Genomic DNA, 23,866 nt, shown 5'->3' with positions numbered 1-23,866 from the left:
TATGTCATTAAATAGAAGAAATTTTTTAAAAACATCTCTTGCTGGTGCTGCCGCTACTGCGGCAAGCACTACAGCATGGGCTGGATGTACTTCTTCAACTTCAGGTCAAAGCAGTTCCGAAACTGCTAAAAGCCAGCTGGAACTGAAACTTTCTTTTCAAGAAGGAACAGCTCCGGGAAAAGACCTAAACGAAAAATTCGATTATTTCGAAAAATTAGGTATTGTTGGTTTTGAGCCGGGAGGAAAAGGATTAGGCGGACGTGTAACTGAAATTAAGGATGCTCTAAAAGGACGTAATATTAAAGTAAGTGCTATTTGCGCCGGTTTTCAAGGTTTCATGCTTGCTGAGGATGAAGCCGTACGAAACCAATGCCGCGATACCATGCACGAAATTATTACTGCTGCCGGCGAACTTGGTTCTACCGGAGTAATTATTGTTCCTGCTTTTAATCATCAAACTCCGGTTATGCCTCATACGCAGGCAACGCGAGATTTCCTTTGTAAATGGTTTGATGAATTAGGAACTTTTGCCGTAGAGCATGGTACCACTGTTATATTAGAGCCTCTTAACAGAAAAGAAGCGTTCTATTTACGTCAGGTAGCCGACGCTGCTTCGATTTGTCGCGATATTAATAATCCGGGTGTTACATGTCTGGGAGATTTCTGGCACATGACATGGGAAGAAACCTGTGATATGGGAGCTTTCCTTTCAGCCGGAAAATATTTACAGCATGTTCACATGGCAAGTCGTAAACGTAGAAGTATGCCCGGTGAAGACGGTGACGCGGACAATTACGTAGCCGGCTTTAAAGGCTTGAAAATGTTAGGCTATGATAAATATGTAAGTTTTGAGTGCGGCTGTCAGGGAGATAGAAATGTGGTGCTTCCTGCTGCTGTAGAACTCTTACGCAAACAATGGGAAGAAGCATAATATGCCTTTGATATATTCAAATATGCAGTTGAGTGAGGTGGTGGAAGAACATCCCTCACTCATTCCTGTTATTAACAGGTTTGGTATTCGTTTGGGGCTGGCTGATAAAACAGTTCAGGAAGTATGCGGGCAATACCATATTGATACCGACTTCTTGCTTGTAGTGATCAACACCTTTCTTAATGAAGAATATTTTCCGGAGAAGAAACTACAAGCCTTTCATACCTCACAGATTATTGATTATCTAACCAAAACGAATATTGACTATCAACGGCATCAGATTCCGAATATTGAGCGACATCTGGGTTCGTTTGTCTCCTTAAGTGCTTCTGCAGGAAATAACTCAGTAGCCTTGATCGGAAAGTTTTTTGCCTCTTTCAAAACCAAATTGACCGATAGAATTGATAAAGACACGACCGAATGGTTTCCTTATTGCCTTAATCTAAGCGAAAAATTAGGGAAGCTCCAATCCAGCAAACAGGAATCATGCCTGTTAAATTTGCCGGAACAGCAGATAGACAATTCTTTAGAAGCATTGCTTACTGATTTGAAAAGTCTGATTATAAAGCATATTTCGGGTGAATACAATGAAAATCTTTGTTATGCGGTGATATTCTCTATTGCAAGTTTGGAAAAAGACATACGCCAGCAAGATCGTATCCGTTATCGTATTCTGGCACCAATGGTATCAGCTATGGAAAAGCTTAGCCTTTAATTCACTCCTATATGCATAAAAGTAAGCAAATAGCGATAATCCTTACTGATACGTTCCAAAGCATCGGACTACAAACTATTCTGACGGATTTTTTTCCTCCGGTAACAATTTCTGTTTTCTCTACCTTTAGCAAATTGGAAGAACATGGTACCGATCAGTTCGACTATTTTTTTATCAAGTCGGATGTATTTGTCCTTTATTCCGAATTCTTTTTACCTCGTCGCAACAAAACGATTGTGCTTACTTCCGAAGGGGACATAAAAGAAAACGCCAACCCACTTGCTTCCAATTTTCATCTCAACAATACGGTACCTCTTGAAGTAATTATCGATTGGTTGCAACATCTGTTTAGTTGCGAAAGCAATAGTTCGGAAAGCAATAAAGGTCTTTCCGTGCGTGAAGTGGATGTATTACAACAGATTGTAAGGGGGATTACCAACAAAGAAGTTGCGGATAAGCTGAATATTAGCCTGAATACCGTTTTAAGTCATCGTAAAAACATAACAGCCAAACTCGGGATAAAGACTATTTCCGGACTTACTTATTACGCCATTATGAATGGGCTTATCTCAGCTGATGAGATTGAATTATAGATTGTTTCTATGACAAGAGCCCGACAATACTCCCCAAAAGAAGAAGCAGCAAATGCCTTATCACACGCGTTGGGCATATTGCTTGGAATAGTTTCCGGCTACTTTCTGCTCAAAGCGGCAGGAGATGATCTTCGGGCAACAATCAGCGTTTGGGTTTATCTCTTTGGAATGCTTTCCTGCTATATCTTATCAACCTGCTATCATGCCTCCGTGGCACCCAAAAGAAAACAATTCTTACAAAAGTTGGATCATGCCTCGATCTATCTGCATATCGCCGGTTCTTATACACCATTTACACTGATAACCCTTCGTGATGAGGCTTGGTGGGGGTGGGGAATATTTCTGTTCGTATGGCTTTCTGCGATTGTGGGTGTTATTCTTAGTTTCAGAAAACACACAAAGCACAACCATTTGGAGACTGTTTGCTATGTAGTGATGGGATGCGCTATTCTGGTGGCCCTTAAACCATTGCTTAACGCATTATCCGCAGTCGGACAAACAGCTGCTTTTTATTGGCTTTTAGGGGGAGGTGTTTCCTATATCATAGGCGCGGTGTTTTATTCTTTTGCAAATATGAAGTATATGCATACCGTTTTCCATTTTTTTGTTCTCGGAGGAAGCGTATGTCACATTTGCGCCATATACCTTGTTGTTAGCTAACATTTAAGCTTTGTGTTGTAATTCCTAATACATCCTTTTTGAAAAATCACTACATGTAGTGATTGTGATTCCCGTTGAATGGTAATAATTTTGTGGAACAAACTAAAATTATACCTATAATAGATGAAAAGGTGTTTATCCTGTACACTTATTATGTGTACTATGCTCTGCTTTACTATTCTTCATGCTGAAGAACCTGTTTTAAACGATACTATTAAGACCTATTCCGTTGATGAAATTGTAGTCACCTCGTCAACTAAAGAAACAAACGACTTTCGTTATATACCCGCGGCAGCCTCTGTGCTCACTCCGCAGAACATCGGAGGTCGTCAGATTGAGTCGTTGAAAGATATCAGCTTTTATGTTCCCAATTTGTATATGCCGGATTATGGTTCCAAATACACATCGGCAATCTATATTCGCGGGATAGGTGCGCGAAGCAGCGGACAGTCGGTCGGGCTTTATGTCGATGATGTTCCCTATCAGGATAAAAGTATATTTGATTTTGAACTGATGGATATTCAGCGTATTGAAGTGTTACGAGGCCCACAGGGTACGCTTTATGGAAGAAACGCGATGAGTGGAATTATCAACATCTATACACTCTCTCCATTAACGTATCAGGGCACGAAGCTGAGCCTTTCCGGTGGCAATTACGGACAGTTCAAAGCGCGCGCTTCCCATTATGCGAAGCTCGGATCTACTATTGGCTTATCCGTTGGTGGGTATTACGATCGCAATGATGGTTTCTTTACGAATCAATACACCGGTAAGAAAGTTGATAATGAAGAATCAGCAGGAGGACGCGTAAAATTGGAGTGGTTAATCAATCCCAACCTGAGTTTGACCTACGGATTAAATATGGACTACACAGATCAGGGTGCATTTCCGTATAAACAGTATTTTCAAAAGAACGATTCTCTGGCTCCGGTCAATTTTAATGATCGAAACACATACACAAGAACGATATTGGCCAATAACCTGCAACTTGTATACCGGGGAAAAGGATTCAGCCTGACCAGTACTACCGGCTACCAGTATTTCAAAGACAATATGTGGTTAGATCAAGACTTTACCGATTCTACCATGTTTACATTGAATCAAAAACAAAAGCAACACGCCGTCAGCGAAGAACTTGCCATCAAGAGTAACACGAACAATAACTATCAATGGTCATTCGGTGCATACGGTTTCTATAATAATTTGAAAACGGAAGCCCCTGTAACCTTCAAAGAAGATGGGATGCAACATATCCTGCAATCAGTCTTTGATGATTTGAAAAAGATAATTCCGCAGATGCCGCATCTTCAGGTGCTAGACGATCAACTCCATATCCCGGGCACATTTGATACGCCATCCTATGGAGCCGCTCTCTTTCATCAATCAACCTACAATAATCTTTTTACCGAAGGTCTGTCGGTTACCGTAGGGGGGAGGTTGGATTATGAAAAGCAAGAAATGACATATAAATCAGCCGCTTCGATGAGGCTTGGCATGTTAACAGCTCCGGGCGCTCCGATCAGAGAACTGCCTGTTGAGCCTTCTGTTGTGGATGAACATATATCACAAGATTTCTGGCAATTTCTTCCCCGTATAAGCTTGAAGTATAAATGTACCGGCCAAACGTTCACTTACCTGTCTGTTGCCAAAGGATATAAAACCGGTGGATACAACGTTCAGATGTCTGCCGATTATATGCAAGGGCAAATGCAATATGACCTGATGAGTAAATATGTTCCGAATTTGGCGGTTGAGCCCGAGCCTATTGAGAGCGTATCGGCTTATAAGCCCGAACAAAGCTGGAATTATGAAGCCGGAGTACGCAGTGAGTTGATCAAAGATGTATTGAAGGCCGAACTTACGTTGTTCTATATGGATATTAAAGACATACAACTTACCAAGTTTGTGGCAAGCGGCAACGGACGCATATTGGCAAATGGCGGTAAAGCAGAAAGTTACGGAGCGGAATTATCCGTTAAAGCGAATTTACTGCCGGGATTGAATGCCGACCTGAATTACGGGTATACACGTGCGACATTCCGTGATTACGACGATGGTAAAAATGACTATAAAGGTAATTTTGTGCCTTATACCCCACGCCATACGTTTAATATCGGGCTGAACTACAATAAACTTTTAACCAATTGCTGGGTGGATCAACTAATTGTTTCTGCCCAATACAGCGGAGCAGGGAAAATCTACTGGACCGAACAAAACGATATAACGCAATCTATTTACGGTATGCTGAATATGAAAGCCGGAATCAGGAAGGGCAATTTACGATTAGACCTGTGGGGGCGCAACCTGACGGATAAAGAATATGCTGCTTTCTATTTCGAATCTCGCGGAAACTCTTTCTTACAACAAGGAAAGCCAGTACATTTTGGTGCTGATATTACATGGAACTTTTAAGAATAAAGGATATTTTCCTTTTTCTATATATATAGAAAAACTTTACCACAGATATAGAAAAGTTTTTCCACAGATATAGAAAAAGAGAAATAAAGGATATATTCATAAAAGATAAGTATAAGACTAAAAAAATATAGTGAGAAAATGAACAAGATAAAAGCAGTTATATGTATCGGTATTGGCTTTATTTTTTCTTTGGGAGTACACGCCGAAGAAGCAGACACAACGAAAATCAGTAATCAGGTAGATTTGGGCGAAGTGGTTATTCAGTCATTTAAGCAAGAACGCAGCCTGAATACCGCTCCATTAGCGGCATCTGCCGTGAATGGCACAATGCTTCGCAATCGTGAGGTAACAAGCATTAAGGATGTGAGTTCGCTTATCCCCAACTTATTTATCCCGGACTATGGTTCAAAACTGACCTCTCCCGTTTATATCCGTGGCATCGGATCGAGGATTAACGCGCCTTCCGTAGGCTTATATATCGATGGTATGCCGTTTTTCGAAAAATCTGCCTTTGACTTTGACTTCTCGGAGATAGACCAGATCGAGGTGTTGCGTGGGCCTCAAGGCACGCTTTACGGACGTAACACAATGGGGGGTATTATTAATGTATATACAAAATCACCACGAAAATATCAAGGCACTAACCTGCGTTTTACGGCCGGAAATTACAACAACCTAAAAGGTTCCGTTTCTCATTACGGAAAAATAACCGACCGGGTGGCTTTTGCCGTATCCGGAGATGTGGTTAATTCCGGCGGCTATTTTACCAATGAATATACAGGAAAGAAAGCGGATGATTTGTTTGCCGCTTCCGGACGTGCTCGTCTGGAATGGGATGTGAGCGATCGTTTGACACTAAAACTGATCAGCAACTTGGATCATACCGATCAGGGAGGTTATCCTTATGCTCCCTATGATAGTGCGAAACACACCGCCAAGGAGGTGAATTACAATGCTTACAGTTCATATAAACGACTGATCTCTACTTCCGGACTCAATTTGGAATATCGTACGGATCTGTTTCATATCAATAGTCAGACTTCCTATCAATACCTTTCGGATAATCAGCAGATAGATCAGGATTTTTCTCCTGCCGATCTTTATTTTGTTACGCAGAAGCAAAAACAAAATATGTTTTCAGAAGAATTGAATATCAAGTCTAACAACGATGGGCGCTACAAATGGTTGTTTGGCGCGTTCGGATTTCATCAGGGAGTAGACAATACATTAATGATGGACTTTAAGGCACAAAAGTTGCTTACCGGCAAAGAATACGACATGCCTACTTACGGAGTTGCTTTTTATCATCAATCTACATTCGATGATTTACTGATAGATGGCTTAGCACTTACTTTAGGACTTCGTTATGATTATGAACATGCGGAAAATGGTTATTTGGCTTTCAATACGAAAGACGCCGTGACGCAGGAAACCGATCGTTTTGATGCGGATCTTAGCTTTAGCCAGCTAACACCCAAAATCGCGTTGCAATATACATTGCCAACAGGAGAAATGCTTTACGCCACAGCAACAAAAGGGTATAAGACCGGAGGATTTAATACCTCATTCAGTACGGAAGCTGATCGTACTTTTGATCCGGAATATAGTTGGAACTATGAGTTAGGAGCAAAACTGGATGTTTGGGAAAACTACCTGAGTTTGGATCTTGCCTTGTTTTACATAGACTGGCGCAAACAACAAATATATCAGCCGATAGCGAGCGGACAAGGTTCTATGCTGAAAAATGCGGGCAAGTCGGAAAGCAGGGGTTTTGAAGTAAGTATGCACGGACGTCCGTTTAACGGTTTTCTGTGGCAGGTAAACTACGGCTATACGCATGCTGTATTTAAAGAATACCAACGATCTGAAAAACTGAATTACGACGGTAATTTTCTGCCAATGGTTCCGCTGAATACACTTACGCTTAATGCGGATTATACGCTGTCTTCCGTGTTTGATAAAATAGATCGAGTAACGTTCAGTCTTGGTTATACGGCAACAGGCAAGTTGTACTGGACTGAAGACAACAAAACGACCCAGCCCTGGTATGGGTTGTTGAATGGTAAAGTAACGGTTTCTCAGGGTAAGGCTTCGGTTTCCTTTTGGGCAAAAAACATAACAAATACGAATTATACTGCTTTTTATTTCGAAGCGCTGGGTAACAGCTTTGCCCAGAAAGGAAAACCGTTTACCTTTGGGGGTAGTATAGCGATGTCATTTTAAACCAATATGCTGAATAAAAGGAAAGTAGTTGATCTGGGTACATTCCTGTCTCTTTATATAGCACAGTCTATTCCGATGAGTTTTTTCTCGACGGTATTGCCTGTGATCATGAGGCAGGAAAACTTCTCGCTTGCATCAATAGGGTTATTGCAATTAATAAAGCTCCCCTGGATATTCAAATTCCTGTGGTCTCCCTTTGTAGATAGAAACTGTGTTACGACTAATCATTTTAAGCGTTGGATATTTTCTTCCGAGCTGATTTACGCCGGATTGATCTTCGCGGTTTCTTTTCTCGATTTTAAGCTGGATTTTTATCTGATACTGATGCTTATTATCTTGTCTTTTATCGCATCTGCTACGCAGGATATTGCTACGGATGCATTAGCGGTATTGTCATTTAACAAACGGGATAAGAGCTTGGTTAATAGTATGCAGTCTATGGGTAGTTTCTTGGGCTCCATGCTTGGAAGCGGTCTTTTACTGCTCTTGTTCCGTCAGTTTGGCTGGAATAACCTTTTGCCTTGTCTTGCCTTGTTTGTTTTTGTGGCCTTATTGCCGCTCTTTCTGAATAAAAAGCTGGAGATTCAAGCTCCTGAGACTACTGTGCGGGCAAAGAAAGCGGATTTTATATACTTCTTCAATCAAAAAGGAATCTGGCGGCAGGTTGGGTTTTTGTTTCTTTTCTATTCCGGATTGATAGGTACGCTTGCTATGCTCAAACCGTATATGGTTGACCAAGGGTATGATATGCAAGAGATTGGATTGATGTATGGCATTGTGGGGACTTCGGTGGGGGCAATAGCGTCGTTTGCCGGTGGCTTTATTATGCGTAGAATAGGACGCCACGCGTCTCGCGTTCTTTTCGCGGCAGTGATTTTTATTACGGCTGTTTTCTTTACTTTAATAACCTTCTTGAATCCATCTTCTACGGTGCTGTATGCCGGTATTTTCCTGATATGGGGAAGTTACGGCATGGCTACGATCGTGGTGTATACAACTGCCATGGATTGTGTGCGCCCGGGTAGGGAAGGCACCGACTTTACGATACAAACCGTAGTGACGCATCTTAGCAGTATGTGTATTGCTATTTTAAGCGGTAAACTGGCCGATTTGTGGGGGTATCAGGGGTTATTTTGCTTTCAGGCAACTATGGCGTTGACCTCTTTGATCTATGTGCTGACAGTTTTTAAAGGCGAAAAATGTAATGACTGACATGAATACAGCGATTCTCGAAAAATATAACGTTCCGGTTCCTCGATACACGAGTTATCCACCGGCCAACTATTTTACTGATTCATTTACTTCTGCCGATTATGAATCAGCGATAGATGGGTCGAATACGGCCTGTCCGGATCATATTTCTTTTTATCTTCATATGCCTTTCTGCCGTAGCTTGTGTCATTATTGTGGATGCAACGCCTACGCCATGCAAAAACCGGATGCGGTGGAAAACTATATTCGAGCCGTACATGCCGAAATTGATTTAGTGATAAAACGACTTGATCCGAAACGTAAGATCGCGCAGATACATTACGGTGGCGGAACACCGACAGCTTTGCCGGCACGTTATCTTCGTGAATTGAATGCGCATTTGCTTTCTGCATTTGAATGCATAGAACGTCCCGAAATAGCGATTGAATGTCATCCCGGATATGCCGACGAAGTCTATTGGGAAGAACTGACGGCAGCAGGTTTTAACCGTTTTAGTTTGGGTATACAGGATTTTGACGAAAACGTATTGAAGGCGGTGAATCGTAAACCTGCTCTTCTTCCCGTTCAGGAGATTATACACTTTTTGAAAGCACATGGAGCGAAAGTGAACATGGACTTTATCTATGGTCTGCCTTACCAAACGGCGGATAGTTTTGCCAATACAATAAGTCGGGCTGTTGCACTTGAACCGGATCGGTTAGTTACTTTTTCCTACGCCCATGTTCCGGGCATCTATAAACGTCAGTTGATGCTTGAGAAAGCCGGTTTGCCGCTAAGCACGGAAAAGAGCCGCATGTACACTGAGGCCTGTGCTGTTTTGGCATCTGCACGTTATAAAAGTATTGGTATGGATCATTTTGTTAAACCGGATGACGAACTGTATGAAGCACTTGTTAATGGTAAGCTGCACCGTAATTTTCAAGGCTATTGTACACGCCGCACAACCGGACAGGTATACGCTTTTGGGGTAACGGGCATCAGTCAGCTTTCGGACGCGTATTGTCAGAACACAAAAAGCATTCCGGAATATATAGAGCGGACAGGGAAGGGAGAACTACCCGTTAGTAAAGGCTATAAACTGAGCCGGGAGGAACAAATCACGCGTGAAGTAATTGAAACACTGATGTGTAATTACAGCATAGATTGGCGCTCTTTATCGGAAAGATTAGTCCTCCCTGTTCGGGAATTGCAACAAACAATTGGTTACGATGAAACTCAAATGCGGCAGTTTGAAGAAGACGGATTGATCGAGTACAATCAACACAAATTAAAAATCACGACCGACGGGCGTCTCTTTGTCCGCAATGTAGCCGCCTCAATGGACTTATTGATGCGAAGCACGGATAAAGTATTCTCCAAACCCGTGTAAAAAGATGCCCTTAGACGGCTTTGTCTATTACGGATTTACATGATATACTCCTAAGTATATACAGATACTATGTTTTATTTCCTACAATCTCTACTTGTCGGAAAAAAAATTGTTATTTTGCAGTCGTTTTAATTGCTAACTATAACAAAATAACAAACTAATACGATGATTTGGAACGAGACGATTGAGTGCATGGACCGGGAGGAGATGCGTAAACTACAAGGCATCCGTCTTAAACGGGTAGTTGAACGGGTTTATCATAACACTCCGTTCTACAGAAAAAAAATGCAGGAAATGGGAGTTACTCCCGATGATATAGAGTCGATTGAAGATATTGTAAAACTTCCTTTTACAGTAAAGCAGGATTTGAGGGATAATTATCCTTTCGATCTGATGGCAGCTCCGATGTCGGAAATCGTTCGGCTTCACGCTTCTTCGGGAACTACCGGCAAGCCGATTGTGGTAGGATATACCCGCAAGGATTTGTCTATCTGGAGTGAAGTGGTGGCCCGTTGCCTTACGGCTGTAGGTGTGACAAAGCAGGATATGGTGCAGGTAGCTTATGGTTACGGTTTGTTTACCGGAGGATTGGGACTACATGGTGGAATAGAAAATCTGGGTGGCACGGTAATTCCGATGAGTAGCGGAAATACGCAAAAGCAGATACAGTTAATGCATGATTTTGGAGCGAAAGTACTGGCCTGTACGCCGTCATACGCTTTGTTTCTTGGTGAAACAATCAAGGATTCGGGGATACCTCGCGAAGAGTTCCTGTTGAAAACCGGTATTTTCGGAGCCGAACCCTGGACCGAAAACATGCGGAAGGAAATTGAGGAATCTTTAGGTATTAAAGCCTATGATATATACGGATTAACAGAAATAATCGGACCGGGTGTAGGAGGTGAGTGCGAATGTCAAAACGGAACGCATTTATGGGAAGACCATTTCTTTCCGGAAATCGTTGATCCGGTAACTTTGCAACCGGTAGAGCCCGGACAACAGGGAGAACTTGTTTTTACGGCAATAACAAAAGAAGGCATGCCGATGATTCGTTACCGCACGCGTGACCTTACTTCGCTGAACTATGAAAAATGTGCTTGTGGAAGAACGGCTGTTCGGATGGCACGTATCCTCGGACGTAGTGACGATATGATGATAATTCGTGGGGTAAATGTATTCCCATCTCAGGTGGAATCCGTAATTTTGGAATTGCCGGAGTTTGAACCGCATTACCTGATTATCGTGGATCGTGTTAATAATACGGATACGTTGGAAATACAGGTGGAAGTGAGATCTGAATTTTATTCGGACGAAATGAATAAAATGATTAGTCTGAAGAAAAAAATCACGGATTGCATGCAAAGTGTTATCGGCATTCAGCCCAAAGTAAAATTGGTTGAACCCCGAAGCATTGAACGCAGCATGGGAAAAGCAAAACGCGTGATTGATAATCGTAAATTAGTTTAAACCCCATAAAACAAGGAGGAGATATGTTAATAAAACAATTGTCTATTTTTTTGGAGAATAAACGGGGGCGTTTTACAGAAGTAGCGAAGTTACTGGGCGATGCCGGTATTAATCTAACTGCTTTTACAGTTGCTGAAAATTCTGATTTTGGCATCTTGCGTCTGATCGTTTCGGATGATGAAAAGGCCATCGACATATTAAAGGAGCAACGTTATGCCGTAAGTGTTACGGATGTGGTTTGTTTACGTTGCCCGAATGTGCCGGGATCGCTGGCTAAAGTAATGGATATAATTACGAATGCGGAAATATTCGTTGAATATATGTATGCCTTTTCGCAGGGAGATGACGCCAATATAGTAATTCGTCCGGATAACCTGGAGCGTTGTGTAGAGGTTTTAAAGTCGAATAAACTGATTTTGCTTGCGGCGAGTGATCTGTATAAGTTGTAAATATTAACGTTTTAGGCTTTCTAATCTGATTAGGAAACATTAGCTTTGTACGCTAAAAGCATACGAATGAGAAAGGTTGTATTTTTTTTGACCGTGATGACTGTCTTATTTGCCTCCTGCGGGGAGTATAATAAGATATTGAAGAGTACTGATTATGAATTGAAATATTCATATGCTAAAAAATATTTCAATGGGAAGCAATACACTAAGTCGGCCACATTGTTGGAAGAGTTAGTGACTATCTTCAAAGGTACAGGAAAAGCTGAGGAGTCGTTGTATCTGTTAGCCCAAAGTTATTATGGGCAGAAAGATTACGTTACGGCATCTCAATATTTCAATACCTACTATACAAACTATCCGAAAGGTGAATTTACCGAACTGGCCCGTTACTATTCCGGATATGGGTTATATCTTGATTCGCCCGACCCACGTTTGGACCAAAAACAAACTTACGATGCTATCGCGCAGTTGCAGCTTTACCTGGAGTATTATCCACAGAGCGAACGCGCGGAACAAGCACAGAATATTTTGTTTGAGTTGCAGGAAAAGCTGGCCTATAAGGAATTGTTGGCTACACGTTTGTATTTTAATTTGGGAACGTATATGGGTAATAACTTTCAGTCGGCTGTAATAACGGCTCAAAACGCACTGAAAAACTATCCTTATTCCAAACACAGGGAAGATTTCTTCTTCTTGATGATGCAAAGTAAATACGAGTTGGCTCGTGTTAGTGTAGACGAAAAACTGCAAGGAAGATATCGTGAAGTTGTAGATGAATATTACAACTACATCAATGAATATCCGGAAGGAAAATATGTTCGTCAGGCAGAACGTTTCTTTGAATATGCCAATAAACGGATTACGAATATTTATTGATCGACAGAAAAAATAATTAACTAAATAATTTTATGGATTACAGAAAATCGAATGCTCCGGTAAATACAATCACGCGTGATATGATGAGATTGTCTGAAGATACTGGCAATGTGTATGAAACCGTGATGATTATTGGCAAAAGAGCAAATCAACTGTCTGTTGAGATGAAACAGGATCTTGAAAAGAAACTTCAGGAGTTTGCTTCGTACAATGATAATCTGGAAGAAGTTTTTGAAAATCGTGAGCAGATTGAAATCTCCCGTTATTATGAAAAGCTTCCAAAGTCTACATTGATCGCAACACAGGAATACGAAGAAGGAAAGGTTTATTATAGAAACCCGGCGAAAGAAAAGAATAATTTCTAAGTTTCTCTTTGATTATTCTGAAATATGCTACAGAGAATTCAAACAGTCTATCTGCTGATCGTGTCAATATTGATGCTCTCATTGTTTTTCTTACCGCTTGCGGTACTGCAATCAGGAGATAATCTTTATTCATTTGATGTCTTCGGGTTAAACACGCTTTTGGGAGAGAAAGAGCTGGTGTATCCGGTTTGGGGGTTATTGGTATTAGTAATTATTGTTTTAGTAATAACGATGATCACCATATTCCTTTTCAAAAAGAGAATGCTTCAGATACGACTGACAGTCTTTAATACAATCCTTCTTTTCGGATTTTACGGGTTGTTTGCCTATATGATTTATACTTTCAAAGATCAACTTAGTGATTTTGCTTATACATTAAAGTTCGCAACTGCTTTTCCTGCCGTTTGCATAGTGTTGAACTATTTGGCAATACGGAATATCGGCGCGGATGAAGCTTTGGTTCGCTCACTAAATCGATTGAGATAATTACTTAAAAAAATAGAGTTTTGAAAGCGACTTACTTAAAGGTCGCTTTTTTTTGTTGATATTATTCCGATTGTAGTCAAAAACAATAATTTGGAAACAAGGGAGGAAAATATGCCGGAAAACTTGTTATATTAGTAGCATAAATCTAAAACGAGAAAGTTATGGGAGCAAAGAAAAATTTCGTGTTGGATACAAATGTTATTCTTCATGATTACAAGTGTATTGAGAACTTTCAGGAAAATGACATTTATCTTCCGATCGTTGTATTAGAAGAGTTAGATCGATTTAAAAAAGGAAGTGACCAGATTAATTATAATGCACGTGAATTTGTACGCGAACTTGATGCGCTTACCAGTAATGATCTTTTTCTAAAAGGGGTTTCGCTTGGAATCGGGATGGGTAACCTCTATGTGATAACCGGTGATAAATACCAGGAAAAGATTGCACTTTCCTTTCCGGAACGCACGCCGGATCATAGAATCTTATCCTGTGCGCTTTCTATAGCGGAAAAGAAACCAAAGATGCAGACTATTCTGGTTACCAAAGATGTTAACCTACGGATGAAAGCCCGTTCTTTGGGAGTTCTGGTTGAAGATTATATTACAGACAAGGTGATTAATGTTGACCTTTTTGATAAGGCGCATGAAACCTATGAAAATATTGATCCGGATTTAATTGATTTGATATACAATAAAATAGAAGGCGTAGATGTTGATGAGTTTAGTCATAAAAACTTATTGAAGCCTAACGATTGTTTTATTCTTAAAAGCATACGTAACTCGGTGTTGGTGCGCTATAATCCGTTTACAGGCAAAATAAAAAAGGTAGAGAAGGGAACTAATTATGGTATTCAGCCGCGTAATGCGGAACAGAGTTTTGCGTTTGAGATATTGAACGATCCGGATGTTAAGTTAGTTGGCCTTACCGGTAAAGCGGGAACGGGTAAAACCTTATTGGCATTAGCTGCTGCATTGAAGCAAATGGATACCTATAAGCAAATATTATTGGCCCGACCGATTGTTTCGTTGGCCAACAAGGATATCGGGTTTTTACCGGGCGACGAAAAACAAAAGGTTGCTCCTTATATGCAACCTCTCTTCGATAACCTGAATGTAATTAAAGGGCAATTCTCGCCTTCCGGACCGGAGGTGAAGCGAATTGATGAAATGCAAAAAAGCAATCAATTAGTGATAGAAGCATTGGCCTTTATTCGTGGCAGGAGTCTTTCGGATACGTTTTGTATTATTGATGAAGCGCAAAACCTGACGCCACATGAAATAAAGACAATTATTACACGTGCGGGAGAAGGAACGAAAATGGTCTTTACTGGTGATGTTCAGCAGATCGACTCGCCCTATCTGGATGCTCAAAGCAACGGATTGGCCTATATGATAGATAAGATGAAAGGGCAGGATCTTTTCGCACATGTAAATCTGATAAAAGGAGAACGAAGTCAATTGTCGGAATTAGCTTCTAATTTATTATAAACAAATAAATCATATATTATGTCAGTAAAGCAGTTTATTGAATCAAACAAAGAGCGTTTTTTAGAAGAACTTTTTTCATTAATACGTATCCCATCGATCAGTGCGAAGCAAGAGCACAAGCCGGATATGCTTGCTTGTGCTGAGAGGTGGACGGAGATACTACTTTCATCGGGCGCAGATAAAGCTGTTGTGATGCCTACTGAAGGGAATCCGGTCGTTTATGGTGAGAAGTTTTATTCGGAAAATGCCCCGACTGTACTTGTCTATGCGCATTATGATGTGATGCCGGCTGAACCGCTCGAACTTTGGAAGAGCAATCCTTTTGAAGCAGAGGTTAGGGATGGTCGTATCTGGGCTCGTGGTGCGGATGATGATAAAGGACAGGGAATGATTCAGGTAAAAGGCTTTGAAACGGCTCTTAAAGAAGATTTGCTGCGTTGCAATGTGAAGTTTATATTTGAAGGGGAAGAGGAGATAGGCTCGCCGAGTCTGGAAGGCTTTTGCCGTGAGAATAAAGACTTGCTGAAAGCGGATATTATTTTGGTTTCAGATACCAGTATGGTGAATGCGGAAACTCCTTCGCTGACTACCGGTTTACGTGGCTTGGCTTATTGGGAAATTGAAGTGACCGGACCGAACAGAGACTTGCATTCCGGACATTTTGGTGGAGCTGTGGCTAATCCTATCAATGTGCTTTGTAAAATGATGGCTGCTATAACAGATTCGGACGGACGTATTACGATCCCCGGATTTTATGATGACGTTGAGGAACTTTCGGTTGCTGAGCGCGAAATGATGGCTAAAATTCCTTTTGATGAAAATAAATACAAACAGGCTATTGATGTAAACGCGTTGTTTGGAGAAAAAGGTTACTCAACACTTGAACGAAACAGTTGTCGTCCTTGTTTTGATATGTGTGGTATATGGGGAGGTTATACAGGAGAAGGCAGCAAAACCGTACTTCCTTCTAAAGCATACGCAAAGGTATCCTGCCGGTTAGTGCCGCATCAGGATCATACGAAAATCTCAAAAATGTTTGAAGATTATATCACAAGTGTTGCTCCTGATTATGTAAAAGTAAAAGTAACGCCTAAACACGGTGGGCAAGGGTATGTTTGCCCGATTGATCTTCCTGCTTATCAGGCTGCTGAAAAAGCGGTGGAAGTAGCTTTTGGTGTTAAACCATTGGCGGTGCGTAGAGGAGGTAGTATTCCTATTATCTCTACATTTGAACAAGTTTTGGATACAAAAACAATATTAATGGGCTTTGGCCTGGAACAGAATGCAATCCATTCGCCGAATGAGAGTTGTCGTTTAGATTTCTTTTATAAAGGCATCGAATCGGTTGCTGAATTTTACAGAGAATATAAATAATTTATGATTGAAAAAGAAGTTGTCTCCCTCGCGTTGAAAAACGCGGGGATTGAGACTCTTAATGAGATGCAGCGTGCGGTTCTTAACGCAGGTACATCAAAAGATATGCTATTGCTTAGTCCGACAGGGTCAGGAAAGACATTAGCTTTTTTACTTCCTTTACTGACTACCCTGTCACGTGATACAAAAACAATACAAGCGCTTATCATAGCTCCCTCGCGGGAACTTGCGCTTCAGATAGAATCCGTATTTCGTTCGCTCGGTTCCGGATTTAAGATAAACTGTTGTTACGGTGGTCATCCGATACGTACGGAAAAAAAGAGTCTGGAGCATCCTCCGGCGGTTTTAATCGGAACGCCCGGACGTATATTGGATCATCTGGATCGTGGGAATATTTCGCTGGATAATGTGAAAACATTGATTTTAGATGAGTTCGATAAGATTCTCGAGCTTGGTTTTACGGCAGAGATGAAAGATATTCTGGCTCATCTGGCAAGTGTACGCCGACGGGTTTTGACTTCTGCTACCGCTGCCATTCAGATTCCTGAATTTGTGCGAATACAGGCTCCGGTAAAACTTTCTTTTCTGACGGAAGAGAAAAAGAACAAAGCCTTATCGATGCATCTTGTGAAATCTCCTGTCCCGGATAAATTGGATACTCTTTACGCCTTGTTGGGGGAGTTGAAGGGTGGATCTGCTTTGGTATTCTGTAATTTACGTGAAGCTGTAGAGCGGGTAAGCAATTACCTTACGGAGAGGAATGTCGATAATGCGTGTTTTCATGGAGGAATGGAGCAGTTGGATAGGGAACGGGTATTGTCTAAATTCAGAAATGGCTCAACTATCGTGTTGATCTCGACTGATCTTGCTTCCCGTGGATTAGATATTCCGGAAGTGAAAAACGTAATACATTACCATCCTCCGGTTAATGAAGAATCATTTATTCACAGGAATGGGCGTACGGCTCGTATGCATGCCGAAGGGGATGCTTACCTTATACTGAACGATAAGGAGTTTGTTCCCGAATATATCACACCTGTACCCGATGAATTTTTTTTGCCAGAGAAAGTGAAAACACCCATTCCGTCAGATTGGGCAACGTTAACGATCAACAGAGGCAAAAGGGATAAGCTAAGTAAAAAAGATGTTGTGGGATTCCTTTTTCAAAAAGGAGCGTTAGAAAAGGACGACCTCGGTATTGTCGAAGTGAAAGAAAGCTATTCGTTTGCTGCTGTGAAGCGATCTGAACTGCCGGCTTTACTAAAGAGAATAGGAGAGGAGAAAATTAAAAATATGAAAGCTAAGTTTTTTTGATGAAGAGTTTATTGATAAAATCTGTAGAGTGGAATAAGAAACCGACAGATATCTATATAGAAGGTAACCGGATCGTGAAGATCGGAGAAGAGTTGAACAATCCGGCAGACAAAATTATTGACGGTAAAAGGAAAGCTGTTATTCCGGGTATGGTGAACTGCCATACACATGCGGCGATGACTTTGTTTCGTGGTTTTGGCGATGATATGCCTTTGAAGCCCTGGTTGGAAGATCGTATATGGCCAAATGAGTCTAAACTAACGGATGAAGATATTTATTGGGGAGCCAAGTTGGCTTGTCTTGAGATGATCAAAACAGGAACAACTACTTTCTTCGATATGTATACCGGATTTCATTCAACGGCTCAGGCGGTAGAAGAAATGGGACTTCGGGCAGTACTTGCAGGCTCTTGTTTCGATTATTTTAAACCAGAGCTGACGGAGAAATGCAAACGTGAAAGTGAAGCGCTGCTTGCGTCTATGCATAAATACAGTGATCGATTGACGTATGCTATTGGTCCACACGCTATTTATACGGTTTCCGGTGAATTACTTAAGTGGGTGCAAGAGTTCGCTACAGCAAACAATATCCTTGTTCACCTCCATCTGTCGGAAACAAAGGGCGAGGTAGAAGCTTCGATAAAACAATTTGGAGATACTCCCGTGCGATATCTTCATAAATTGGGCGTATTATCTCCTAATTTAGTTGTGGCTCATGGTATTTATGTGGATGAAGAAGAGATGCAATTGCTTGCGGATCATGGTGTGAGTGTGGTGCATAATCCGGCTTCCAACATGAAGTTAGGTTCTGGAATTCATTTTATGTACGACGAAATGAAGAAATACGGTATCCGTGTAGGACTGGGAACCGATGGTTGTGCGTCGTCTAATAACCTGGATATGGTTGAGGTAATGAAACTTACAGCTTTATTAGGTAAGGGCTGGCGAGAAAATCCTGTTGTTTTGTCGGCGGAAGAAATGTTCGAGTCGGCAACTGCCACAGGAGCATCGATTCTGCAAGTAGATGCCGGTCGGATTGAAGAAGGAGCATTGGCCGATTTAGCTTTGATCGACTTAAATATACCTGCCTTTACTCCGAATTTTAATTTTATTTCTAACTTAGTTTACTCAGCAAACGGAAATTGTGTGGATACGCTTATTTGTGACGGAAAGGTGCTGATGGAGAATAAAGTGGTGCCCGGTGAAAATGAGATAATGGACAAGGCTGCTCAAAGAGCGTATGATTTAGTAGAAAGATAAACCTATAAAGATATGGATCAGAAATACAAAGAAACAGCAGACTATTTAGCAAGTAAAATACCTGTTCTGCCTGAGATTGCAATCATTTTAGGAAGTGGATTAGGAGGTTTAGCGGATAAAATAACAGATCCTGTAGTTATTCCATATCACGAAATACCTCACTTTAAACATTCCACAGCAATGGGGCATAAAGGAAATCTGATTTGCGGTAAGTTAGGGAGCAAATTAGTTTTAGCCATGCAGGGACGTTTTCATTATTATGAAGGCTATCCTATGCAGGAGGTTACTTTCCCCATACGTGTAATGAAACTGCTTGGAATTAAAACATTGCTTGTTTCTAATGCGGCGGGAGGAATAAACACCACCTTTAAAGTAGGTGATCTGATGCTGATACGTGATCATATTAATATGATGCCCAACCCGTTGATAGGTCCTAATAATGAAAATTTCGGGCCTCGCTTTCCGGACATGACAAGAGCGTATGATCGTGAACTGATCCGGATAATGGAAGAAATTGCCGAAGAAAAGCAAATCACATTAAAGAAAGGGGTATATGTGGCTTTAACAGGACCGACTTATGAAACCCCGGCAGAATATGCCTTCTATGGTAAAGTTGGAGGTGACGCCATAGGGATGAGCACGGTTCCGGAAGTAATTATCGCCCGCCATGCCGGCATCCGGGTTTTAGGAATGTCTGTAATTACAAATGAAGGCTATCATTTTGCCGACGATTTTGTAAATGATGGTGCCGATGTAATTGCAGCGGCAAACAAGGCTGCAGATGTTATGTCTATGTTGTTTACCCAATTAGTCGCAAAAATAGACTAACTCACGTATACTTTTTGTAGTTTTGCGTATCTAATTCTAAAAAGTTAATCGTTAATCAATAATTGAATATAAAATTCATGGAAAATTCAAGAAGATCCTTTTTTAAGAAAGGAATCGCGGCAGGTTTAGGAGCAATGATGATCCCTGAACTGGCAAAAGCAACTGTTCAGGAAAATGCCTCTGCAAATGCTTCAAAAATTAGTTTGAAGAAAAATAGCGTTATTCTCTTTCAAGGAGATTCAATAACAGACGCCGGACGTGACAGAGCTGATGTGAACTGTAACTCTCAAGGGCAATTGGGATATGGATATTCACTCTATGCAGCAACCGGTCTGCTTACCAAACATGCCGACAAACAGCTGAAAATTTATAACAAAGGAATCAGTGGAAACAAAGTGTTTCAGTTGCGCGATCGTTGGGAAATTGATTGCCTTTCCATCATGCCGGACGTGGTAAGTATCCTGATTGGTGTAAACGACTATTGGCATACATTAAACGGAGGTTATAGAGGAACAGTTCAGATTTACGAAGACGATTTCCGCGCGTTGCTTCAATACACAAAGGAGAAAATGCCTAACGTACAATTGGTAATTGGCGAACCATTCACATTAAAAGGAGGTTCGGCTATTGATCTGGATAAATGGTTTCCTATGTTTGACGAGTACCGCGTAGTTGCCCGAAAGCTGGCCGATGAGTTCAATGCCGTGTTTGTACCTTATCAAGCAGGCTTTGATGCCGCAATGAAATTAGCTCCTGCCCGTTACTGGTCCGGAGACGGCGTTCACCCTGATCTGCCCGGTCGTCAGTTGATGGCTAACTTATGGTTGGAAGCAACAGGATTGAAATAACAATAGAAGAGTAATGGGTTTATATAGTATTGTTTTTGATAAAAAAACGATTGATCTTTTGATAAAATCAAAAATACTCCTATATTTGCACCCGTTATCGCGAAAGTAGCTCAGTTGGTAGAGCATAACCTTGCCAAGGTTAGGGTCGCGGGTTCGAATCCCGTCTTTCGCTCTTAGCAAAGGCGGCATGAGGCTGCCTTTTTATCGTATTAAGCCCAGGTGGCGGAATTGGTAGACGCGCTCGTTTCAGGTGCGAGTGTCTTTGCGGACGTGCAGGTTCGAGTCCTGTTCTGGGCACTTAACAAAACAAATAAGCCTTGTGAGTCAATAGACTTGCAAGGCTTTTTTTTGTTTTGTTCGGAATTGTTTTTAGTAATGTATTGTTTTCCTATCCCACTTTCTTTGTTATTCCGACCCTCCCTCTTTGCCAACCTGACCACCACTTTGTCATCTCGCCCCCCTCCCTGTCATCTCGACCGGAGTGGAGAGATCTCTGCATACGGCTTCGTTCAATAATAGTCAGATGGGATGAGATCCTTCGACAGGCTCAGGATGACAAGGGGAAGGAACCACCCTCCCTGTCATCTCGATCCTTCTCCCTGTCTTCTCGACCGGAGTGGAGAGATCTCTGCATGGAGCGAAATAATAGTATAAGGAGCTTCGGCAGGGTAGCAAAAATATGGAAAAACAGGCTGTTTTTATTTATCTGATTAACAGCGCCTTATGAGGGCGAAAAACATAAAGGTTATTTTTGGAAACATAAAGGTTATTTTTTGAAATATAAAGGTTATCTTTTTTTTTCATATAGTAATGCAAAAAAATGGTGTTGTAGGAAGGGGAAATTTGAGTTTTAAATTTGTTTGGAATTGTGTCTTTTTTATGGGCTTCGCAGGTGCGAATAAAATTGAAAGGTGCAAAATATATGTAATTAAAGTTTTGTTGTTCTTTTTAGATGCGTTATCTTTGCACACGTTTTGGAGATGGTGCAAAGATAAGATTGTCTTGTTTTGGCAACCATTAGAATGCGCAGGTGGTGGAATTGGTAGACACGCTACTTTGAGGGGGTAGTGCCGGTAACGGTGTGTGAGTTCAAATCTCATCCTGTGTACTGATTCAGTTTAGAAGTTTAAAAGAAGAGGGTATCCATTTTTTTTGGACACCCTCTTTTTGTAGTGTGCAGGCATGAATCCCTCTCCTCATTTTCAGCTGTGTTTGGTCTGATTAATCCATGGGGACATCAATCAGTAAGAGGCGTCCGTTGTTTGCCAGCGATTTTATTTCGAAAGAATCTGTGTCATAGATGCCGATTGCGTCTCGTTTTGTAAGTTTTGTTCCGGCTACTTCAAATTCACCTTCTATAACCATGGCAAAAACGCCATTTTCTTTTCGTCTTACATTGTATGTTTTTGACTGTTTGTCGTCAAACTCTCCCATGCTGAACCATACGTCTTGGTTAACCCACAAACTTTCATCTTCGCTATCAGGAGACACGATCAGCGTAAGGTCGTTGTGCTTTTTTGTAAAGTCGAACGCTTTCTGATCATATCTGGGCTTCAGGTCTTGTGCTCTTGGGAATACCCAAATCTGAAGAAATTGTACGTCCTGATCAACGTTCGCGTTGTATTCGCTGTGCGTAATTCCTGTTCCGGCACTCATTACTTGTACCTCGCCGGATTTGATGATCTCTTCGTGTCCCATACTGTCTTTATGAGCAAGACTTCCCGACAAAGGGATGGATACTATTTCCATATTATCGTGTGGGTGTGTGCCAAAGCCTTCACCGCCAATTACTTTATCGTCATTAACAACCCGTAGTAATCCAAAGCCCATTCGGGTAGGGTTGAAGTATCTTGCAAAGCTGAACGTATGTTTCGAATCTAACCAACCATGGTTGGCGCGACCTCTTGTTGCTTCTTTAAATAATACGGTTTTCATAATTACTCTCTTTCTTTTTTAATTGTTTTATTACAGTACAAAGTTACGGTTGTATTTACTATTATGAAAATAGAATAAATTATGGTTAGCTATAAATATATTTATAGATTAATGTCTATATTTACCACATGGTTAACTTCGAATGGTATAGAACTTTTAAATCAATTTATCAGAACGGTAATCTCACGCGTGCTTCGGAGGAACTGCTGATATCGCAACCGAATGTAAGTATTCAACTGGCTGCTTTGGAAAGTTATATCGGGCAAAAGCTGTTTTTAAGACTTCCGCGAAAATTGGAGCCTACCGAATACGGGAAAATGCTTTATGCGCAGATTGTAGCTTCGGTAGAGCATCTGGAACGAGTAGAGGTTGAGTTTCGTAAATCCGCGTTGATCCGTTCAAAACAATTGAGAATCGGCTCTCCCATTGAGTATGCAAACAATATTTTATTGGGTAAGTTGAGCGAATGCAAACAGGATGTGCAATTTCAATTCGGCCATCCCGATGTGCTGATAACGAATTTGCTGAACAAGAACCTGGATTTTGTTATAGCCACGAAAAAAGTCCAATCTAACGAGGTGGTTTACGAACCGTTAGTGGAAGAAAGTTTTATGATTGTTGCACACGCAAGTTACAACTGCCGGGAAATGGAGGACTTGATAAAAGCCAACGATATGCATGGGGTAGAGGAATGGTTGTTGAATCAGAAATGGATCAGCTACGATAATAAATTGTCAATTATCCGTCGTTTCTGGCTTGAAAATTTCGGCAAAAGGCCGCTCATTAAGCCTCAATACGTTATTCCGGATATCAATATGATGATTAAGGGCGTACATTTAAACTATGGAATAACTGTTGCTTCAGACTTGTTTGTCGGTGAAAGCCTCACGCGTCAACAATTGAAAATTCTTTGGAAAGGAAATGAAAAGGCCAAAAACCAACTCTGGCTCGCGTATGATCCGCGCTGTGTAGACGAGATTCAGATTCAGGAAATGAGGCTAATGATGGATATGCCTATTGAGTCTTAGTTTTGGCTTCCGGTGCTGATGGTTTAAAT

General features: G+C 41.2%; 21 protein-coding genes and 3 tRNA genes. 23 read left to right on the top strand and 1 reads right to left on the bottom strand.

Annotated elements, in window-relative coordinates; genetic code table 11:
• Position 1: 1 nt before the first annotated feature.
• The 22 genes from B9Y81_RS04745 to B9Y81_RS04640 all read left to right on the top strand — a co-directional run bounded on the left by B9Y81_RS04745 (position 2) and on the right by B9Y81_RS04640 (position 21,982).
• Entirely contained in the window at positions 2 to 931 is a 930-nt protein-coding gene (locus tag B9Y81_RS04745; RefSeq protein ID WP_085535844.1) for a sugar phosphate isomerase/epimerase family protein, read from the top strand.
• 22 nt (positions 932 to 953) lie between these two features.
• Entirely contained in the window at positions 954 to 1,646 is a 693-nt protein-coding gene (locus B9Y81_RS04740) for a helix-turn-helix transcriptional regulator (RefSeq protein ID WP_176221445.1), read from the top strand.
• 11 nt (positions 1,647 to 1,657) lie between these two features.
• Positions 1,658 to 2,239 (top strand): LuxR C-terminal-related transcriptional regulator, encoded by a 582-nt coding sequence (locus tag B9Y81_RS04735; protein WP_085535842.1) that lies wholly within the window; start codon positions 1,658 to 1,660, stop codon positions 2,237 to 2,239.
• Between the two features lie 9 nt (positions 2,240 to 2,248).
• Positions 2,249 to 2,899, top strand: coding sequence for a PAQR family membrane homeostasis protein TrhA (gene trhA / locus B9Y81_RS04730; protein ID WP_085535841.1), 651 nt, complete (start codon positions 2,249 to 2,251; stop codon positions 2,897 to 2,899).
• 153 nt (positions 2,900 to 3,052) lie between these two features.
• On the top strand, positions 3,053 to 5,311 hold the full coding sequence (locus tag B9Y81_RS04725; RefSeq protein WP_176221457.1) for a TonB-dependent receptor: 2,259 nt from the start codon (positions 3,053 to 3,055) through the stop codon (positions 5,309 to 5,311).
• A gap of 144 nt (positions 5,312 to 5,455) precedes the next feature.
• Positions 5,456 to 7,540, top strand: a complete 2,085-nt coding sequence (locus B9Y81_RS04720; protein WP_085535839.1) for a TonB-dependent receptor — start codon at positions 5,456 to 5,458, stop codon at positions 7,538 to 7,540.
• 6 nt (positions 7,541 to 7,546) lie between these two features.
• Complete coding sequence (locus B9Y81_RS04715) at positions 7,547 to 8,752, top strand: MFS transporter (protein ID WP_085535838.1); 1,206 nt, start codon at positions 7,547 to 7,549, stop codon at positions 8,750 to 8,752.
• A gap of 1 nt (position 8,753) precedes the next feature.
• Complete coding sequence (gene hemN / locus B9Y81_RS04710) at positions 8,754 to 10,121, top strand: oxygen-independent coproporphyrinogen III oxidase (RefSeq protein WP_085535837.1); 1,368 nt, start codon at positions 8,754 to 8,756, stop codon at positions 10,119 to 10,121.
• Positions 10,122 to 10,286: 165 nt separating this feature from the next.
• A complete protein-coding gene (locus tag B9Y81_RS04705; protein WP_085535836.1) occupies positions 10,287 to 11,588 on the top strand; it encodes a phenylacetate--CoA ligase family protein in 1,302 nt (433 codons plus the stop codon).
• Between the two features lie 23 nt (positions 11,589 to 11,611).
• A complete protein-coding gene (locus tag B9Y81_RS04700; protein ID WP_085535835.1) occupies positions 11,612 to 12,037 on the top strand; it encodes an amino acid-binding protein in 426 nt (141 codons plus the stop codon).
• A 66-nt stretch (positions 12,038 to 12,103) separates the two neighbouring features.
• Positions 12,104 to 12,913 carry an outer membrane protein assembly factor BamD gene (locus tag B9Y81_RS04695; protein WP_085535834.1) on the top strand — a complete coding sequence of 270 codons (810 nt, stop codon included), beginning with the start codon at positions 12,104 to 12,106 and terminating at the stop codon, positions 12,911 to 12,913.
• A 32-nt stretch (positions 12,914 to 12,945) separates the two neighbouring features.
• Positions 12,946 to 13,278 carry a DNA-directed RNA polymerase subunit omega gene (locus B9Y81_RS04690; RefSeq protein ID WP_085535833.1) on the top strand — a complete coding sequence of 111 codons (333 nt, stop codon included), beginning with the start codon at positions 12,946 to 12,948 and terminating at the stop codon, positions 13,276 to 13,278.
• A 24-nt stretch (positions 13,279 to 13,302) separates the two neighbouring features.
• The gene (locus B9Y81_RS04685; protein WP_085535832.1) at positions 13,303 to 13,764 is read left to right on the top strand and encodes a DUF4293 domain-containing protein; all 462 of its coding nucleotides are present in this window, start codon (positions 13,303 to 13,305) and stop codon (positions 13,762 to 13,764) included.
• Between the two features lie 161 nt (positions 13,765 to 13,925).
• On the top strand, positions 13,926 to 15,251 hold the full coding sequence (locus B9Y81_RS04680) for a PhoH family protein (RefSeq protein WP_085535831.1): 1,326 nt from the start codon (positions 13,926 to 13,928) through the stop codon (positions 15,249 to 15,251).
• Positions 15,252 to 15,269: 18 nt separating this feature from the next.
• Positions 15,270 to 16,625 carry a dipeptidase gene (locus tag B9Y81_RS04675; protein WP_085535830.1) on the top strand — a complete coding sequence of 452 codons (1,356 nt, stop codon included), beginning with the start codon at positions 15,270 to 15,272 and terminating at the stop codon, positions 16,623 to 16,625.
• A gap of 3 nt (positions 16,626 to 16,628) precedes the next feature.
• A complete protein-coding gene (locus B9Y81_RS04670) occupies positions 16,629 to 17,939 on the top strand; it encodes a DEAD/DEAH box helicase (RefSeq protein WP_085535829.1) in 1,311 nt (436 codons plus the stop codon).
• Complete coding sequence (locus B9Y81_RS04665) at positions 17,939 to 19,198, top strand: amidohydrolase family protein (protein WP_085535828.1); 1,260 nt, start codon at positions 17,939 to 17,941, stop codon at positions 19,196 to 19,198. The genes B9Y81_RS04670 and B9Y81_RS04665 overlap by 1 nt, the downstream gene beginning before the upstream one ends.
• A 12-nt stretch (positions 19,199 to 19,210) precedes the next feature.
• Positions 19,211 to 20,026 carry a purine nucleoside phosphorylase I, inosine and guanosine-specific gene (locus tag B9Y81_RS04660; protein WP_085535827.1) on the top strand — a complete coding sequence of 272 codons (816 nt, stop codon included), beginning with the start codon at positions 19,211 to 19,213 and terminating at the stop codon, positions 20,024 to 20,026.
• A 77-nt stretch (positions 20,027 to 20,103) separates the two neighbouring features.
• Entirely contained in the window at positions 20,104 to 20,874 is a 771-nt protein-coding gene (locus B9Y81_RS04655) for an SGNH/GDSL hydrolase family protein (protein WP_085535826.1), read from the top strand.
• 99 nt (positions 20,875 to 20,973) lie between these two features.
• Positions 20,974 to 21,046, top strand: a tRNA-Gly gene (locus B9Y81_RS04650).
• A gap of 41 nt (positions 21,047 to 21,087) precedes the next feature.
• Positions 21,088 to 21,171 (top strand) — tRNA-Leu (locus tag B9Y81_RS04645).
• 727 nt (positions 21,172 to 21,898) lie between these two features.
• A tRNA-Leu gene (locus B9Y81_RS04640) sits at positions 21,899 to 21,982 on the top strand.
• A 113-nt stretch (positions 21,983 to 22,095) separates the two neighbouring features.
• On the opposite strand, the gene B9Y81_RS04635 is transcribed toward B9Y81_RS04640, so the two are convergent.
• The gene (locus B9Y81_RS04635) at positions 22,096 to 22,809 is read right to left on the bottom strand and encodes a pirin family protein (protein ID WP_085535825.1); all 714 of its coding nucleotides are present in this window, start codon (positions 22,807 to 22,809) and stop codon (positions 22,096 to 22,098) included.
• 128 nt (positions 22,810 to 22,937) lie between these two features.
• Between B9Y81_RS04635 and B9Y81_RS04630 the strand changes: the two genes are divergently transcribed.
• A complete protein-coding gene (locus tag B9Y81_RS04630) occupies positions 22,938 to 23,837 on the top strand; it encodes a LysR family transcriptional regulator (RefSeq protein WP_085535824.1) in 900 nt (299 codons plus the stop codon).
• Positions 23,838 to 23,866 lie beyond the last annotated feature (29 nt).

The organism is Massilibacteroides vaginae (assembly GCF_900178525.1).
In the GTDB taxonomy this organism is placed as follows: Bacteria; Bacteroidota; Bacteroidia; order Bacteroidales; family Tannerellaceae; genus Massilibacteroides; species Massilibacteroides vaginae.
Note: the sequence above shows the minus strand (reverse complement) of the source record. Positions and strands in the feature narration are given on the sequence as shown.

Bases quoted from the DNA above. Each gene is read 5' to 3' on its own strand.
- B9Y81_RS04665 (WP_085535828.1), top strand. From the start codon at position 17,939: ATGAAGAGTTTATTGATAAAATCTGTAGAGTGGAATAAGAAACCGACA.
- trhA (WP_085535841.1), top strand. From the start codon at position 2,249: ATGACAAGAGCCCGACAATACTCCCCAAAAGAAGAAGCAGCAAATGCC.
- B9Y81_RS04715 (WP_085535838.1), top strand. From the start codon at position 7,547: ATGCTGAATAAAAGGAAAGTAGTTGATCTGGGTACATTCCTGTCTCTT.
- B9Y81_RS04695 (WP_085535834.1), top strand. From the start codon at position 12,104: ATGAGAAAGGTTGTATTTTTTTTGACCGTGATGACTGTCTTATTTGCC.
- B9Y81_RS04635 (WP_085535825.1), bottom strand. From the start codon at position 22,809: ATGAAAACCGTATTATTTAAAGAAGCAACAAGAGGTCGCGCCAACCAT.
- B9Y81_RS04670 (WP_085535829.1), top strand. From the start codon at position 16,629: ATGATTGAAAAAGAAGTTGTCTCCCTCGCGTTGAAAAACGCGGGGATT.
- B9Y81_RS04705 (WP_085535836.1), top strand. From the start codon at position 10,287: ATGATTTGGAACGAGACGATTGAGTGCATGGACCGGGAGGAGATGCGT.
- B9Y81_RS04740 (WP_176221445.1), top strand. From the start codon at position 954: ATGCAGTTGAGTGAGGTGGTGGAAGAACATCCCTCACTCATTCCTGTT.
- hemN (WP_085535837.1), top strand. From the start codon at position 8,754: ATGAATACAGCGATTCTCGAAAAATATAACGTTCCGGTTCCTCGATAC.
- B9Y81_RS04725 (WP_176221457.1), top strand. From the start codon at position 3,053: ATGTGTACTATGCTCTGCTTTACTATTCTTCATGCTGAAGAACCTGTT.
- B9Y81_RS04720 (WP_085535839.1), top strand. From the start codon at position 5,456: ATGAACAAGATAAAAGCAGTTATATGTATCGGTATTGGCTTTATTTTT.
- B9Y81_RS04690 (WP_085535833.1), top strand. From the start codon at position 12,946: ATGGATTACAGAAAATCGAATGCTCCGGTAAATACAATCACGCGTGAT.
- B9Y81_RS04735 (WP_085535842.1), top strand. From the start codon at position 1,658: ATGCATAAAAGTAAGCAAATAGCGATAATCCTTACTGATACGTTCCAA.
- B9Y81_RS04660 (WP_085535827.1), top strand. From the start codon at position 19,211: ATGGATCAGAAATACAAAGAAACAGCAGACTATTTAGCAAGTAAAATA.
- B9Y81_RS04700 (WP_085535835.1), top strand. From the start codon at position 11,612: ATGTTAATAAAACAATTGTCTATTTTTTTGGAGAATAAACGGGGGCGT.
- B9Y81_RS04745 (WP_085535844.1), top strand. From the start codon at position 2: ATGTCATTAAATAGAAGAAATTTTTTAAAAACATCTCTTGCTGGTGCT.
- B9Y81_RS04655 (WP_085535826.1), top strand. From the start codon at position 20,104: ATGGAAAATTCAAGAAGATCCTTTTTTAAGAAAGGAATCGCGGCAGGT.
- B9Y81_RS04680 (WP_085535831.1), top strand. From the start codon at position 13,926: ATGGGAGCAAAGAAAAATTTCGTGTTGGATACAAATGTTATTCTTCAT.
- B9Y81_RS04685 (WP_085535832.1), top strand. From the start codon at position 13,303: ATGCTACAGAGAATTCAAACAGTCTATCTGCTGATCGTGTCAATATTG.
- B9Y81_RS04630 (WP_085535824.1), top strand. From the start codon at position 22,938: ATGGTTAACTTCGAATGGTATAGAACTTTTAAATCAATTTATCAGAAC.
- B9Y81_RS04675 (WP_085535830.1), top strand. From the start codon at position 15,270: ATGTCAGTAAAGCAGTTTATTGAATCAAACAAAGAGCGTTTTTTAGAA.